The 15,484-nt window shown below is 64.0% G+C and carries 16 protein-coding genes; 6 read left to right on the top strand and 10 right to left on the bottom strand.

What is annotated here, in order from left to right:
* Nucleotides 1-5: 5 nt before the first annotated feature.
* On the bottom strand, nt 6-764 hold the full coding sequence (locus ACQ4WS_RS20585) for a phosphatase PAP2 family protein (protein WP_436478895.1): 759 nt from the start codon (nt 762-764) through the stop codon (nt 6-8).
* 141 nt (nt 765-905) lie between these two features.
* On the opposite strand from ACQ4WS_RS20585, the gene ACQ4WS_RS20580 reads away from it, so the two are divergent.
* Nucleotides 906-1,130 carry a hypothetical protein gene (locus tag ACQ4WS_RS20580; RefSeq protein ID WP_010396348.1) on the top strand — a complete coding sequence of 75 codons (225 nt, stop codon included), beginning with the start codon at nt 906-908 and terminating at the stop codon, nt 1,128-1,130.
* A gap of 92 nt (nt 1,131-1,222) precedes the next feature.
* On the opposite strand, the gene ACQ4WS_RS20575 is transcribed toward ACQ4WS_RS20580, so the two are convergent.
* The 4 genes from ACQ4WS_RS20575 to ACQ4WS_RS20560 form a co-directional block, all read right to left on the bottom strand.
* Entirely contained in the window at nt 1,223-2,323 is a 1,101-nt protein-coding gene (locus ACQ4WS_RS20575; protein WP_436478894.1) for an AI-2E family transporter, read from the bottom strand.
* A gap of 89 nt (nt 2,324-2,412) precedes the next feature.
* Complete coding sequence (locus tag ACQ4WS_RS20570; RefSeq protein WP_436478893.1) at nt 2,413-3,612, bottom strand: DUF1501 domain-containing protein; 1,200 nt, start codon at nt 3,610-3,612, stop codon at nt 2,413-2,415.
* 11 nt (nt 3,613-3,623) lie between these two features.
* Nucleotides 3,624-5,180, bottom strand: coding sequence for a DUF1800 domain-containing protein (locus tag ACQ4WS_RS20565; RefSeq protein WP_436478892.1), 1,557 nt, complete (start codon nt 5,178-5,180; stop codon nt 3,624-3,626).
* Between the two features lie 96 nt (nt 5,181-5,276).
* Nucleotides 5,277-6,182 (bottom strand): LysR family transcriptional regulator, encoded by a 906-nt coding sequence (locus tag ACQ4WS_RS20560; RefSeq protein WP_436478891.1) that lies wholly within the window; start codon nt 6,180-6,182, stop codon nt 5,277-5,279.
* Nucleotides 6,183-6,277: 95 nt separating this feature from the next.
* Between ACQ4WS_RS20560 and ACQ4WS_RS20555 the strand changes: the two genes are divergently transcribed.
* On the top strand, nt 6,278-7,294 hold the full coding sequence (locus ACQ4WS_RS20555) for a zinc-binding alcohol dehydrogenase family protein (RefSeq protein ID WP_436478890.1): 1,017 nt from the start codon (nt 6,278-6,280) through the stop codon (nt 7,292-7,294).
* On the opposite strand, the gene ACQ4WS_RS20550 is transcribed toward ACQ4WS_RS20555, so the two are convergent.
* Complete coding sequence (locus tag ACQ4WS_RS20550) at nt 7,295-8,563, bottom strand: glycerate kinase type-2 family protein (protein ID WP_436478889.1); 1,269 nt, start codon at nt 8,561-8,563, stop codon at nt 7,295-7,297.
* Between the two features lie 89 nt (nt 8,564-8,652).
* Here ACQ4WS_RS20550 and ACQ4WS_RS20545 point away from each other — a divergent pair, with 89 nt between their 5' ends.
* Nucleotides 8,653-9,006, top strand: a complete 354-nt coding sequence (locus tag ACQ4WS_RS20545; protein ID WP_133992813.1) for a YnfA family protein — start codon at nt 8,653-8,655, stop codon at nt 9,004-9,006.
* A 6-nt stretch (nt 9,007-9,012) separates the two neighbouring features.
* On the opposite strand, the gene ACQ4WS_RS20540 is transcribed toward ACQ4WS_RS20545, so the two are convergent.
* Together ACQ4WS_RS20540 and ACQ4WS_RS20535 are read right to left on the bottom strand one after the other, a co-directional pair.
* A complete protein-coding gene (locus ACQ4WS_RS20540; RefSeq protein ID WP_353658185.1) occupies nt 9,013-9,414 on the bottom strand; it encodes a tellurite resistance TerB family protein in 402 nt (133 codons plus the stop codon).
* A 77-nt stretch (nt 9,415-9,491) separates the two neighbouring features.
* Nucleotides 9,492-10,454, bottom strand: coding sequence for a TerC family protein (locus ACQ4WS_RS20535; protein ID WP_282408656.1), 963 nt, complete (start codon nt 10,452-10,454; stop codon nt 9,492-9,494).
* 158 nt (nt 10,455-10,612) lie between these two features.
* Here ACQ4WS_RS20535 and nhaR point away from each other — a divergent pair, with 158 nt between their 5' ends.
* Nucleotides 10,613-11,512, top strand: coding sequence for a transcriptional activator NhaR (nhaR, locus tag ACQ4WS_RS20530; RefSeq protein WP_436478888.1), 900 nt, complete (start codon nt 10,613-10,615; stop codon nt 11,510-11,512).
* 3 nt (nt 11,513-11,515) lie between these two features.
* Here nhaR and ACQ4WS_RS20525 read toward each other — a convergent pair whose 3' ends face one another.
* Nucleotides 11,516-12,529, bottom strand: coding sequence for a zinc-binding alcohol dehydrogenase family protein (locus tag ACQ4WS_RS20525; protein WP_436478887.1), 1,014 nt, complete (start codon nt 12,527-12,529; stop codon nt 11,516-11,518).
* A 97-nt stretch (nt 12,530-12,626) separates the two neighbouring features.
* On the opposite strand from ACQ4WS_RS20525, the gene ACQ4WS_RS20520 reads away from it, so the two are divergent.
* On the top strand, nt 12,627-13,559 hold the full coding sequence (locus tag ACQ4WS_RS20520) for a LysR family transcriptional regulator (RefSeq protein WP_436478886.1): 933 nt from the start codon (nt 12,627-12,629) through the stop codon (nt 13,557-13,559).
* 77 nt (nt 13,560-13,636) lie between these two features.
* Nucleotides 13,637-14,971 (top strand): chloride channel protein, encoded by a 1,335-nt coding sequence (locus ACQ4WS_RS20515; RefSeq protein WP_436478885.1) that lies wholly within the window; start codon nt 13,637-13,639, stop codon nt 14,969-14,971.
* Here the strand turns inward: ACQ4WS_RS20515 and ACQ4WS_RS20510 are convergent.
* Nucleotides 14,961-15,455, bottom strand: coding sequence for a MarR family winged helix-turn-helix transcriptional regulator (locus tag ACQ4WS_RS20510; protein ID WP_436478912.1), 495 nt, complete (start codon nt 15,453-15,455; stop codon nt 14,961-14,963). The genes ACQ4WS_RS20515 and ACQ4WS_RS20510 overlap by 11 nt on opposite strands.
* Nucleotides 15,456-15,484 lie beyond the last annotated feature (29 nt).

Genomic DNA, 15,484 nt, shown 5'->3' with positions numbered 1-15,484 from the left:
TCCCCTTATTTGGTTTGCCGGATATGCCGGCGGCGACGCAGGGTCGACACGCCGGCAATGCAGATGGCCAGCCAGCCATAGCTTTCCGCCATGGCCGCCAGCACATCGCTCAGGTAATGCGCGCCCAGGTAAATGCGGCTGAAACCCACGAGTGACGCCATCAGGAAAGCACCCAGCGCGATGGCGATGCGCTTGCCCCACGCGCCCGGCGCCGTCTGGCAAATCAGGTAGGCGGCCAGCAAGCCGTACAGGGCTGTCGAGGTAGCCGTATGGCCACTCGGAAAGCTGTACGTGCTCAGGGCCGTCTGCAGGAGGGGCTCGTCAAAGCTGGGCCGCGCGCGGACAAAAATGTACTTTAGCAGCAGGTTCAAAAACATGACGCCCGGCATGGTGATCACCAGGGTAAACAGCCAGTAATCGGCGCCCTTGCGGTGCAGATACCAGCCCAGCAGGGTCGCCAGGGTGATGGCGCCGAGCACGCCATGCGTATGCGTGACGACCAGCAGGAAGCTGGTGATCCACGGCACGGCATGCTGGTTGAACCAGTGCGCCACCTGCAGGTCGATCACGGTGATCCGGGCCATGCCCATCACGGCTTCGGCAATCTCGTGGAAGACCACGATGGCCACCAGCATCAGGGCCACGCCCACCGTCATATGCAGGCCCAGCTCGCCTTCGGGCGACAGGCGCGCCTCGACGAAACGGCGCAGTTTTGTGGCCCAGCCCGTGGTCATGCGCATGTCATTTTTCTCTTGCAAACTCATCTCTCTTTCATGTGCCTGGTGATGATCAAAAAAACCACACCAGTAAAAAAATACTGTTTATTCATACAGTAGCTGTGTTTTCATACAGTAGTTATGCTATTCTGATGACTCGTTCAACACATCTCCCTCAAAGGAATTGTCATGGCAACATTGAATAGCGGTTTTGGCTCACGCTTTGGCCTGGAATACGCCCCAAGCTCTTTCCTCGTCCGCATGGGCAAGCGCGAAATCCTCGTCTGCCGCGACTTCCGCAAGCGCTACTACACCGTCAATCCCTTGATCGAGTGCGGTACGGGCATCGAGCCGGGCTATGTTGAAGTGCTGCTGATGCGCCGCTGGCTTTTAATCTTATCTAAAGCGCATTAAGTCCACCTTAACCGCGTAGCGGTCCAGGTGTTCGGCCCGGTCACGCCGAAAACGTCTCAGTACCGGCCAGCAGCACGCTGGCCGACCCCTCACTACTGCGTACGTTCCGGTGCGGCCGGGCTGGCAGGTGTTTGCACTGGCAGCACCTTGTCAAAGACATTCGCTTCGTACCACAGCGTGACGAACAGCACCATCACGACGGGGCCGATGAACAGGCCCACGAGGCCCAGGGTTTCCACGCCGCCCAGAATGCCGAACAGCACGGCCAGGAAGGGCAAGCGGGTGGCGTTGCCGATCATGCCGGGGCGCACGAAATGGTCGGCGACGAACAACACGATGCTGCCCCACACGGCCACGCCGATGGCGGCGCCCACATTGCCCTGGAAGACCAGCAAGGCGGCCGCGCATCCATACGCGAGCGGCGCGCCGAACGGGATGATGGCCAGGATGCCCGTGGCAAATGCCCACAGGGCCGGCGACGGCAAGCCGGCAATCGCGTAGGCGATGCCGATCAGCACGCCTTCGGCCAGGCCCACCAGCACCAGGCCATTGACGGTGGCGCGGATGGCCGTGGGGATCTTTTGCGCATAGCGGCCCCAGCGTTCGGGGCGCAGAAAATGGCTGCCGACGGCCGTGATCTGGCGCGTCAGCGCTTCGCCATCCTTGTAAAAGAAAAACAGGCACAAAAAAGCCAGGCCGAAGTCGACCAGGCGGTGGAACACATCCGCACCCAGCACCTTGAGCATGTCGCGCGCGGAATGAAAGCCGCCGATGGCGCTGCCCGCAAAAAAATGACCGAGGCCGTGGGGCTGGCTCAGGGTAGCCAGCCACCAGTCGCCGATGGCGCTGCCGGCCAGCGGAATGTTCGCCACCCAGTGCGGCGCGGGCAAGCCGTCGGCATTCGCATGCACGATGAAATCGGCCAGCACGGGCACTTCGCGCGCCGCCTGTGCCACGCCGAACAGTACGGGAATGATGAAGATGCAGGCAAACGCCAGGGTCAGCGCGGCAGCGGCCACGATGGTACGCTGGCCCAGCGCCGCGCGCACGCGCAGGTACAAGGGCCAGGTGGCCACGCACAGGATGCCGGCCCACACGAGCGGCAAAAAGAACCGCTGCATGACGAAGGCCGTCACGGCGATCAAGGCCAGGGAAAAGCCTGCGCTGACGATGTCGCGCTGGGTATCGTTCATGCCACTCCATTCGTGCCCGACGCCACAGGCCGCCAGTATTTGCTACGCGCCAGTTGCGCAGGCGTAGCGTAACACGGCGGCATTCCGATTTACACGAGTGCCAGCTCCACCGGTTTGACACCGGCAAACACATGGTCGAGTTGCGCCGGCGTCAGACCGAACGTGCGGCGCAGCAAGCCGCCCAGCACGGCGCGGTATTCATTTAGAACCGGCATGTCGCGGTTCTGGAACAACGTCGCCTGCGATATCGCCACCTGCTCGCCCGCCACTTGCTTGCCTTTGATGCCGCCGCCCAGCACCCAGAATACACTGCCGTGGCCATGGTCAGTGCCGCGGTTGCCGTTTTCGCGGAAGGTGCGGCCAAATTCGCTGACCACCACGACCATGGTATTGCGCCAGGCACTGCCCATTTCCTGCGAAAACGCGGCCAGGCCCCGCCCCAGCTCATCGAAGCGCCCCGCCAGGTAGCCGCTGGCGCCGCCCTGCCCCACGTGCGTATCCCAGCCGCCCACGTCGACGAAACCGATGTTGTATTTATCCTTCATCAAACGGGCGATGCGCTGCGCTTCCAGTTCAAAACCCTTGGTACTGATGGCGTTGCGGTTGGCCGCCTGCATCTCTCCCGTCAGCTCCTTCGTCACGTCGTCGCGCACGACAAAGCCTGCGCTGACGGGCTGCTGCAGGGGCGTGCCCCGGTACATGGCGGCGATGATCTGGCTTTGACGCGCATCAATACCGGACTTGCCCACGGAGCGCAGCGCCATGTTCGGCACTTGCACGCCGCCCTGGAAAATCAGCGGTAGCTGGTCCGTGAAGGCGATGGCGGGATTGAGCGGATTGGCCTTGCCGCCATTCAAGGTCTGCACCAGGCGGTTCAGGAAACCCGAACGGAAGTCGCGCCGCGTGTTGATCTCTTGCCCCAGCTCGATCGTATCCTGCGTTTCAAAATGGCTGCGCGTCAAATCCGTCGTACCCGCAAACGGGATGAAGGCCGCCTCGCCGCCCATGAACATGGGATAAATAGTCTCGCGCAAGGCCGGATGCAAGGCCCAGTCCGCGTTCAGGGCCAGCGCGCCGTTTTCCGCACCGGGTTTCGCGATGGCGATATTCGGCCGCGCCGCATAGTAAAAATCGCTGCCGACCGGCACCAGCAAGTTGTTCGCATCATAGCCGCCGCGCAAAAAGACGAACAGCAGCTTCGCATCCGTGGCGGGCGCGGCCAGCAGCCTGCCCGCATGGGACAACAAGGGCGCGGCGGCCAGGGCTTTCAACAGGTCACGACGGTTCATGACAATTCCTTTCAGCGATGCATCATTTCGGGTGACGATAGCAGGAAGGTGTTCCACTCTTGCGGCGAAGCGGCCTGCTCCAGGGCCTGGCGCGTGGCCGGGCTCAAGGTCGCTTGCAGTGACTGGTAATACAGGGCGCTGGCCAGTTGCGGGAATGCCACTTTTTCCTGCGGCTGCGGGCCATCCGTCTTGAACAGGCCCGCGCTGCCCGAGCCGATGGTGCGGGCGATATCGAAACGCGTCGTCATCTGGCCGGGACTGGCCCAGGCGGCGTCTGTCAGCGGATAGCCGTCCGGTGTCTGGCGTCCGTACAGGGGCTGGCCCATGCGCGAAAGCCAGCTCAGCATGGGGCCTGCGTTCAGGATGGGCTTGTCGTCATAGCTGAGGCGCACGGCCGACACCACATAATGCATGGGGTCCTTGAATTTCTTGCCCAGCGATTGCCGGAATTCAGGGCTATCGAACATGGTTTGCAGCACGTCGGCGATCATGCCATCGCTGCGCTGGAAGGTGGCCGCCATGCGCGCTACCAGCGCTGCGGACGGATTGTCGCCGACGAAATACTGGGCCAGTTTGCCGCTGATGAAATGCGCGGTGGCGGGACTGCGGCTGAGGCGATCCAGCGCTTCATCAAGCTCGGCCAATCCCCGGCCCTTCACTGTTTGCCCAAGGAATTGTTTATCGCCGTAATCGTGGCGGTTCGGGTTGAATTCAAACAAGCCCCGGCGCACGTATTGCGATTGCAAGGCCGGTTTCACTTTCGGCGTCTCCGTGCCCGGGTTTGCGCCCAAGTTCACCCCCACCCCGGTCAGGATGCGCGCCAGTTCCTGCACATCCGTCTGGCTGTAGCCGCCGTTCACGCCCAGCGTGTGCAGCTCCATCAGCTCGCGCGCGTAGTTTTCATTGATGCGCTTGACGGCATTGGCTTCATTGTCCAGATAGCGCAGCATGGCCGGATGGTGGACGGTGGCGCCCAGCAAGTCACGAAATTTCCCCAAAGCATGCGGCGCGATGGCGTTCGCCTCGTAATCGCCCACCATGGCGCGCAAGTTGTGCTTGCCCTGGTGCACGCTGAAATGGTTGAGCCAAAACCAGCTCAGCTGCTGCTGCAGCTGGTTCGGCGAATACACGTCGAGCAACAGCGAACGCGTGGCCGCCTCGCGCGCCAGGCGGTTGAGTTCCTGTTGGTACTCCTTTTGCGCCTGCTGCTTGGCCATGTCGTCCATCACACCGGCCGCATCCTTGCGCTTTTTCTCCATAGAAATCACCAATTGATCCAGCGGCAGCTGGCTGATGGTCATGGCGTCGATTTGCGCCTGGACGGCGGGCGGCAGGTTGGCTTTGCCTGGGTGCAATTGCGCCCGCAGCCAGGCGTTCCAGCCTTGCGCCTGCAACTGGCGCACACTGCCCCCGTTCACGCCCCAGCTGACCCGTTCCAGCATGGCTACGTCTTGCGCCGGACTGGTCTGCGCACGATGATCGGCGTGGCCGGCAGGCTCGGTTGCGGCGCAGCCGGCCAGCAATAGCAGGGAAATCAAGGTCGTCGGCAAGAATCGGGGCGGGGTCATGGCAGTCCTTCAAGCGGGTTCATGCAGAATGCTTGAGGGTACGCCCAGCTTGAGCTGCGCATGATTGCCATTTGCAACGAGTTGTAATCAAAGATGCTATTTTAATAATTCCACACACTTGTCGCGCAGGAAATCGCGCAATTGCAGCACCAGCGGCGTCACCTGCGCCCGGTGCGTGCAGACCAGGTGCAAGGGCACAGCTTCGCCCGCCACCTCGGGCAACAGCGCTTGCAAGCGGCCCGCGGCTAGGTCGCACGCCACGTCGAGCCGCGATTTGTAGGCAATACCCTGCCCGGCCACAGCCCAGCGCCGCACCAGCTCGGCGTCGTCGGCGCTGCGGTTGCCGCTCACGGACACCGTCACTTGCTCGCGCTGGGGCAGGCGGTAAAAAGTCCAGCAGTCGTGCAAGCCGTCTTCCAGCGCGAAGCGCAGGCAATTGCGCTGCGACAAGTCTTCCAGCGCCAGCAGGGGGCCGTTTTCGCGCAGGTAGGCGGGAGACGCCACCAGCACCCGGTCGTTGGCGGGGGCAATCGGCATGGCGATCAGGCTCGAATCATCTTGCTGGCCATAGCGGATGGCCACGTCGACTTGCTGGCGCACCATGTCGGCCACCCGGTCGCTGACGCTGAGCTGGTAGTGCAATTTCGGATGGCGTGACTGAAACTCGTCCAGCCAGCCCAGCACCAGGTTGCGGCCCAGATCGGAGGGCATGGCAATTTTCAAGGTTCCGCCGAAACTGTCCTTGCCCGCCAACAGCGCATCGTGGCCCGCGCGCAGCAGGCGCAAGGCTTCCCGCGCGTGTTCCAGGTATTGCGTGCCTTCCGCCGTCAAGCTCAGCGAACGGGTCGTGCGGGCCAGCAGGCGCAAGCCCAACGCCCCTTCCAGGCGCTTGACGGCGGCGCTGGCCAGCGCGGGCGAAATGCCGATCTCGCGCGCGGCCGCCGACAAACTGCCCCGGTCGGCCGTGCGCACAAATACCTGCAAGTCATCGAGTCGCAGCAATTTTCAGCATTCCTTTGAAAGTGTTTCGGTACGCGCCCCCTGTTTCCAGGGCGGCATTAGCAGCATCATACGGTATCGACTCAACGAGGAAGAACATGAAAGCCATCGCCTACCACCACAACCTGCCCATCACGGATGCCGACGCCCTGCTCGACATCGAACTGCCCGTGCCCGTCGCTACGGGGCGCGACCTGCTCGTCGCCGTCAAGGCCATTTCCGTCAATCCCGTCGACACCAAGGTGCGCAAGAACCGCGCGCCGAAAGAGGGCCAGGCGGAAGTGCTGGGCTGGGATGCGGCCGGCGTCGTCACCGCCGTCGGCCCCGACGTGACCCTGTTCCAGGTGGGCGACAAGGTCTGGTACGCGGGCGCCATCAACCGCCCCGGCAGCAACAGCGAATTCCAGCTGGTCGACGAGCGCATCGTCGGCCACATGCCCGCCAGCCTGGATTTCGCCCCGGCCGCCGCCCTGCCCCTCACGGCGATTACGGCCTGGGAATTGCTGTTCGACCGCCTGCAGCTCAGCCGCGACAAGAGCCTGACGGACAAGTCCCTGCTGGTGATCGGCGCGGCCGGCGGCGTCGGTTCCGTGCTGGTGCAACTGGCGCGGCAATTGACGGGCGTGACCATCATCGGCACGGCGTCGCGCGCAGAAACGGCCGCCTGGGTGCAGGAACTGGGCGCCCACCACGTGATCGACCACAGCTTGCCGCTGGCGCAGGAGATCACGCGCCTGGGCTTGCCACCTGTCGACTATGTGATCAGCCTGAACCAGACGGACCAGCATTTCGAGCAAATCGTGGAACTGATCGCGCCGCAGGGAAAATTTGCCCTGATCGACGACCCCGAGCACTTCGACGTGCGCAAGTTCAAGGGCAAGAGCGTGTCCCTGCACTGGGAACTGATGTTTACCCGTTCACTGTTCCAGACGGCCGACATGGTCAAACAGCATGACTTGCTGGAAGAACTGGCGCAGCTGGTCGATGCGGGCGTCATCAAGACCACCCTGGCCGAGCGCTTCGGCACGATCAACGCGCAAAACCTGAAACGCGCGCATGCCCTGCTGGAAAGCAACACGGCAAAAGGGAAAATCGTGCTGGAAAATTTCCAGTAATCAGGTAATCAAAATGGCCCGAAAATCGTTGACGTTGGTCAAGGTCGGGCCAGTGATCACACTATCTCCCAGCGCCTGGAAGAAGCCGTGACCATCGTTGTTGTCCAGGCTGTCGCGGGGCTTGATGCCTTGCGCCCAGGCGCGCTGCAAGGTGTCCGGCGCCAGAAGCGCGCCGGCGATGTCTTCCTGGCCGTCAACGCCATCCGTGTCGCCGGCCAGCGCGTGGATGCCCTCGTGGCCATCGAGCGCGATGCCCAGCGCCAGCAAGAATTCCACGTTGCGCCCACCGCGCCCGTTGCCGCGCACGGTGACGGTCGTTTCTCCACCGGACAGCAGCACGCTCGGGGCGGGAAACGGCTGGCCCCGCCCGGCCGTTTGCAGCGCAATGCCGGCCATGACTTTCCCCACGTCACGTGCCTCGCCTTCCAGGCTGTCACCTAATATATACGGCGTGACGCCGGCCGCGCGCGCCACGGACGCTGCCGCTTCGAGCGCCATCTGCGGCGTGGCGATCAGGGTCGTGCGCGTGCGCGCCAGGCGTGTATCATCGGGTTTCACGGATTCGCCGCGCCCGCCTTCCAGCGTTGCTCGTATGCTGTCCGACAAATCGATGCCATAGCGGCGCACGATGGCCAGCGCATCCTCGCAGGTGGTGGCGTCGCCCACCGTGGGGCCGGAAGCGATATCGCCCAGCTTGTCGCCGGGCACGTCGGAAATGGCCAGGGTGATGACTTGCGCCGGATGGCAGGCAGCCGCCAGCCTGCCGCCCTTGATGGCGGACAAATGGCGGCGCACGCAATTCATTTCGCCGATGGTAGCGCCCGACGCCAGCAATGCGCGGTTCAAGGCTTGCTTGTCTTCCAGGCTGATGCCCTCCAGGGGCAAGGCCAGCAGGGAGGAGCCGCCGCCCGAAATCAGACACAGCACCGTATCATCAAGCTGCAAGTTGGCGACCAGTTCGAGCATGCGCTGCGCCGCCTGCATGCAAGCCGCATCCGGCACGGGATGCGACGCTTCGACGATCTCGATGCGCTCGCACGGCACGGCATAACCGTAGCGCGTCACCACGAGGCCCGACAGCGGCCCGGGCCAGTGCTGTTCCACGGCGTGCGCCATGGCGGCCGACGCCTTGCCGGCGCCGATGACGATCAAACGGCCCTTGGGCGCGGGCGGCAGATGGGGCGGTATGCAGTGCGAAGGCTGGGCCGCGGCGATGGCGGCCTGAAACATGGCTTGCAGCAAGGCGCGCGGCGCTGGGGTGGTCGTCATGGTGTTTCCTCCGATATCCGAACCCGATCATAGCAGGGACGGCGCCGCCCGGAAGCTACAATGGCGGCTTGATCACGAACAGGAATGCAATGAGCGACGCCATCGAATGGACCAGTCTTGCCCGCACCTTCGGGCTGTTTACCGTCACGGCCGTGGCCGAACTGCTGGGCTGCTACCTGCCCATGCTATGGCTGAGCAACAAGGGTAGCGCCTGGCTGTTGTTGCCAGCGGCCATCAGCTTGCTGATCTTCGTGTGGCTGCTGACCCTGCATCCGGCCGCCAGCGGCCGGGTGTATGCCACGTATGGCGCCATCTATATCGCCACGGCGCTGGGATGGCTGTGGCTGGTGGACGGCATCACGCCGGCCTGGACGGACATCGCCGGCGTGGGCCTGGCCCTGGCCGGCGCCGCCGTCATTGCCATGGGGCATAAGGCGGCTTGATGCGCATCAAGCGGCATGCGCGCGGAAATTCGTTTCCGCCGACCACGCCGCGCTGGCGCGGGCCAGCAGCACCGCTTCGCCATCGGCCAGCCAATCGTCGGCATCGGCAATCTTCCACATGGCTTGCAACAACTTGCGGCGCAAGTCCGGATCATCGATTTCATCGAGCAGGCTGTCGATCACGCCATTGGCCAGTTGCACGGCGCCATGCACGGTCGAGGTCAGCATGTCGTCGCACAAGTCTTGCAGCAGCTGTTGAAAAGCGGCTGGCGCCAGATCGATATGCTCGAGAATCTTGCTGCGGTGCATGGCTTGCAGCTCGGCGCTGGCCAGGTTGCCGTCAACCACCATCATCAGCGCCAGGATACGCCCCGCTGCCTGGGGACTGTTCATTTCATACGTACGCATAGTTTCTCTTCCCTTGTGAGTGTAAAAAGCGCGCCACCGCCCTGCGGGGCGCGCCGTATCGCTGTTAAATTCGCTGTTTATTTCTTGTCGCTGCGGGTGATGAACACGCTCGCTACGCAACTCGATACGATCAGGACTGCCACCACCAGCAACGACGCTTCCACCGGCACGTGGTACCACGGCATGATCAGCATCTTGGCGCCGATAAATACCAATACCATCGCCAGGCCATACTTGAGCATGTGGAAGCGGTCAGCCACGTCCACCAGCAGGAAGTACAGAGCCCGCAATCCCATGATGGCGAACAGGTTCGACGTGAAGACGATGAACGGGTCCGTCGTGATGGCGAAAATCGCCGGGATCGAATCGACCGCGAACACCAGGTCCGTCACCTCGATCAGGATCAGTACGAGGAACAGCGGCGTGACATAGCGCAAACCACCCTTTGCCACGAAGAAACGCTCGCCATGGTCGCCATCGGCCACCCGCAAGTGACGGCGGGCAAAGCGCAGCACCGGGTTGTTCGCCACGTCCGGTTCCGCGTCGGCCGCCACCAGCATGCGCATGCCGGTAATTAACAGGAAAGCGCCAAACAGGTACAGCACCCAGCTGAACTCGCTTACCACCCATGCGCCGGCCATGATCATCACGGCGCGCATGACGATCGCGCCCAGCACGCCATAAATCAACACGCGGCGCTGGTACTGGATCGGCACCTGGAAGGCGCTGAAGATCAACAGGAAGACGAACACGTTATCGACCGACAGCGCTTTCTCGATCAGGTAGCCGGAGAAAAATTCCAGCGCCTTCTGGTTGGCGATCTCGGGACCGGCCGTGCCGTTCAGATACCACCACAGACCGCCGTTGAACAGCAGGGCCAGGCTGACCCACACCAGCGACCATGTCGCCGCTTCCTTGACGCTGACCTTGTGCGCCTTGTTGCCGCCGAAAACGAACAAGTCCAGCGCCAGCATCGCCAGCACAAAGGCGATGAAGCCGGCCCACATGGGTGCCGTCGCAATACTTTCCAGGCCATTCATCGGCAGCCTCCGCAATTATCTGTTTGTATCCTGAATTCCATGGCACTCTCCTTGCATGAATTGAGCAGCCATCATAGTCTGATTACAAACATCGAACAAATCGAATATAATTTACGAATACATCGAAAAATTCGATGCATTTATTTTCGGGAAGCGCTATGTCCACACTCAACTTCAAGCACTTGCGCTATTTCTGGATGGTGGCCAAGACGGGCAGCATCGCGCGCGCGGCCGAGCAGCTGCACCTGACGCCGCAATCGATTTCCGGCCAGCTCAGCGAGTTTGCCGACACCCTGGGCGTGGAATTGTTCCGCCGCAGCGGGCGCCAGCTGGAATTGACGGAAACGGGCAGGCGCATCCTCAGCCATGCCGAAAGCATTTTCAGCACGGGCGATGCATTGCTGGAAATCGTGCGCGACCAGTCGCGCACGGCGACGACGACCTTTCGCGTGGGCTGCGCCGATTCCGTCTCAAAACTGATCGCTTGCCGCCTGGTCGCGCCCGCGCTGGGCCTGGCCGAACCGCTGCGCATCATTTGCCGCGAAGGCCGGCTGGCCAGCCTGCTGGCGGACCTGGCCGTGCACCGGCTCGACCTGATCATGGCGGACCGCCCCATGCCGGCCCATTTGAGCGTGCGCGGTTTTAACCATTTACTGGGAGAAAGCGGCATGACCCTGTTCGGCACCCCAGCCCTGGCCGCCACCCTGACGGGGGACTTCCCACAATGCCTCGATGGCGCGCCGCTGCTGCTGCCCGGTGAAGACTTCGCCATTTACGGGCGCTTGCTGCAGTGGCTGGGCGACAACCATCTGCACCCGCGCATCGTCGGCGAGTTCGACGACAGCGCCATGATGAAGGCCTTCGGCCAGTCCGGCGCGGGCCTGTTCTTCGCCCCCACCGTGATCGCGCCCCAGGTCTGCGAGCAGTACGCCGTGGTGGCGCTGGGGCGGGTCGACAGCCTGGTCGAGCAAGTCTACGCGATAACCACGGAACGCCGCCTGAGCCACCCGGCCACCATCGCCATCAGCCAGAGCGCGCGGCAAGAGCTGTTCGTGTAAGCGCTACACCGCGCTGACGACGATCTTGCCCGGCTGCCCGCCCCGCTCCAGCAGTGCATGCGCGCGCCGCAGGGTGGCCGCATCCATCGGCGACAAACGCTGCCGCAGCGTATGGCGCAGCACGCTCTCGTCCAGCAGGCCCGCCACGCGCTGCAAAATGCGCTGCTGTTCCTGCATATCGTCGGTCAGGTACAAAGGCCGGGTAAACACCATTTCCCAGTGCAGCGAGACGCTCTTGCCCTTCAGCGGCGCCGCGTCAAAAGCATCGTGGTCGTCGATGACGGCCAGCTTGCCGTGCGGCGCGATGAGCTCCACCAGTTCCATAAAATGCTGCGCCGTGTGCGACAGCGCCGCGATGTGGCGCACTGGCGCCACTTTCAATGCCGCCACCTGCGCCGGCAAAGGCTGGCGATGGTCGATCACGTGATGCGCGCCCATGGTGCGGCACCACTCCATGCTGTCGCCGCGCGAGGCCGTGGCGATCACCGTCAAGCCCGTCAACTGGCGCGCCAGCTGGATCAGCAGCGAGCCGACCCCGCCCGCGCCGCCCAGCACCAGCAGGCTGCCCCGTGGCTGGCGGTCGCCGGGCGTGATGGCAAAGCGCTCGAACAGCAACTGCCACGCCGTCAGCGCCGCCAGCGGCACGCTGGCCGCCTGCGCAAAATCGAGGGTCGCCGGCATGCGCGCGGCGATGCGCTCGTCAACCAGGTGGTACTCGGCATTGGCGCCCGCGCGGTCGAAGGAGCCCGCGTAATACACGGCTTGCCCCGGCGCCAACAAGGTCACTTCGCTGCCCACCGCAAGCACGATGCCAGCCGCATCCCACCCCAGGGTCACGACACGCTGCGGCACGTCGACCCGCCCCGCGCGCACCTTGGTGTCGAGCGGGTTGACGCCCACGGCGCGCACCTGCACCAGCACCTCGCGCGGGCCGGGCACGGGCATCTCTCCCACCATGTCGAACAGGCTCCCTTGCTCGTCCACGCCGCTGCCCTTGTTGAAACCAATCATCTTCATTGCTTGCCCCTGCAGATAAAAGCCCATGATAAGCAGCCACGCGACAAAGAAAAATATGCTTCAATACGTTTCACACCTGACCAAACTGTCATGAATTATGCAAAATCAGGATATCGATAATCTCTCCGGCGTGGCCCTGTTCGTGCAATTGGCCCAGGCGGGCAGCTTTGTTGCCGCCGCGCGCCAGGCCGGCATTTCGCCGTCCGCCGTCAGCAAGAGCCTGGCCCGGCTGGAGCAACGGCTGGGCGCACGCCTGTTCCAGCGCAGCACGCGCCAGCTGAGCCTGACGGCCGAGGGCAAGCTCTTCCTCGCGCGCAGCGAGCGTATCCTGACGGAAATGCAGGCGGCGCAGGAGGAACTGGCGGGCAATCAGGCGCCGCGCGGACGCCTGCGCCTGGGCTTGCCTGAATTGGGCGGCCTGTTCCTGCCCGCGCTGGCCGCATTTTCCCGGCAGTACCCCGCCATCGCGCTGGACCTGGACTTTTCCGACGCGCTGGCCGATGTCGTCGGCGATGGCTTCGACGCCGTCATCCGCATCGGCGCGCCCCGCGATTCGCGCCTGACCGCGCGCAAGCTGGGCCAGTTTCGCTCCTGCCTCGTGGCTACGCCCGCCTACCTGGCGCGCCACGGCACGCCCAGCCGTCCTCTTGATCTGCAACAACATGCTTGCCTGCACTACCGCTTCCGCCACAGCGGCAAGGTCGAAGCGTGGCAGCTACGCCAGGACGATGGCCAGGCAGCGCCGGAGCTGCCCTTGTCGATGGTATGCAACAACGTGGATACACGCCTGCACTTTGCGCGGCAAGGCCTGGGCATCGCCTGGCTGCCCGACTTTCATGTACGCCAGGCACTCGATGACGGCAGCCTGGTCGAGGTGCTGAGGGACTACGCGATCGCCGATCATCCGGCCCACAGTTGCTGGCTGCTGTGGCCGTCCGGCCCGCACCTGGCGCCGAAAGTGCGGGCCCTCGTCGATTTCCTGGCCGAGGCAGGCATTCTGTTGCCAGCCGCCCACGGATCAGGTGCATGAAATACATTTGAGCAAATATATCGATATAATGGCAAGTCTCACCGACGCCCTGCGCGCCCTACCCTGGACTTGCCGCAATGAAGCACTTGCACGATATTCCCTCTGCCTTCAAGCATGAATTTGCCAACCCGCGCCTGTGGTGGTCGCGCGCCGTCGTCGTCGGCATGGCCGCCATCGCGGGCCTCGTCGTCGTCGGCTTTACGTGGCTGGCAGAGGAAGCGCTGGACCTGTTTCTGTTCTTTAATGGCAAGGCCTGGTGGTTTGCCCTGCTGTGGACGCCGGCCTGCGCCGCCCTGCTGGTCTGGCTGACGCGCCGCTACGCCATGGGCGCGGCCGGCTCCGGCATCCCGCAAGTGATGGCCACCCTGGACCCGGCCGTGGCGCCGGAGCAGCGCTCGCTGTTCGTGTCCCTGAAACTCAGTGCCGCGAAGATAGGCCTGACGGCGGGCGGCTTGCTGGGGGGACTCTCGCTGGGACGCGAAGGCCCGTCCGTGCAGATCGCCGCCGGTGTGATGCTGGCCGCGCGCCGGGCGCTGCCCCATCACTCGCAGGTGAGCGCCCATTCCCTGCTGGTGGCCGGTGGTGCGGCCGGCATCGCGGCCGCCTTCAATACGCCCCTGGCGGGCGTCATGTTCGCCATCGAAGAACTGTCGCGTTCGCCCGAGCAGCGCAACAGCGGCCTGATCGTGGCAGGCATCGTGCTGGCCGGCATGATGGCCGTGTCCATCCACGGCAACGCCACCCACTTCGGCATCATCCACCCCGGCCCCATCGGCCTGGCGCTGGCCTTGCCGGGGTTACTCGTGACCCTGGTCGCGGGCGTGGCCGGCGGCCTGTTCGCGCGGCTGCTGCTGGCCTCCGCCCGCGGCAATCCGCTGGGCAAACTATCTGCATGGAGAAAGGGGCGGCCCGTATTGTTCGCCGCCGTCTGCGGTTTTCTGGTGGCGGCCATCGGCATCGCCAGCCACGGCGCCACGTTTGGCAGCGGCACCGTGGCCACGCGCGCCATGCTGGAAGGCTCGTCCGACGCCTCGCCCGCCTTTGTCGCCTTCAAATATGTGGCGACGTGGCTGACCGTCTGGTCGGGCGTGCCGGCCGGCATCTTCGCACCGTCCCTGGCCATCGGCGCCGGCATCGGCCACGATATCGCCGTGCTGCTGCACTATCCGCACGCGCCGGCCCTGATCGCGCTGGGCATGGTGGGTTTCCTGGCCGCCGCCACGCAGGCGCCGCTGACAGCCTTCATTATTGTCATGGAAATGGTCGACGGCCATGGCATGGTACTGAGCCTGATGGCCTGCGCCGTGGTGGCCAGCACAGTCTCGCGGGTGCTCAGTGAACCGCTGTACGGGGCGCTGGCGCAGCTGCAGCTGCAACGGTTGCCGCAGGCGGGCCGGGAAACTACATCGTAAACGGAAACGGTTGCATGCCCGCCTGCCTGTCATCGGGAGCGACGACGGCCAGCAAGGCGCTCAAGCCCTGGTTCAGGTGCGCCAGGCTGTCGGCATCAAGCTGGCTCAGCGCGCCGGGCAGCAAGCCGCGCGCCGGCTGCGGTGCGCCGGCGATCACGGCCTGCCCTTCCGCCGTCAGGGTCAAGGTCACCACGCGCTGGTCGGGCTGGTCGCGCGCCTTGCGCACAAAGGCTTTTTTCACCAGCGCCTCGACCAGGTTGCTGGCCGTCGTCTGGTGGATCGACAGCTTGCCAGCCAGCTCGCCCATGCGCAGGCCCGGGCGCTCCAGCAATTCCTGCATTACCCATAATTGCGCGCCCGAGACGCCGCATTGCTTCTCGATCTGCGCCGAGTGGCGCTGCGCCGCGCGCATGACGACGCGCATGTTTTGCAAGGCCATGCCTTGCGCCCTGGTCAACGCCGAAACTTCCGCTTCCACCACCATTGCCTCCAATATCGCACCGGCTTCGCGCC

The organism is Janthinobacterium leeuwenhoeki (assembly GCF_051380795.1).
GTDB lineage: Bacteria > Pseudomonadota > Gammaproteobacteria > Burkholderiales > Burkholderiaceae_D > Janthinobacterium.
The sequence above is the reverse complement of the archived record's forward strand: the minus strand, read 5'-3'. Positions and strand labels throughout refer to the sequence as shown.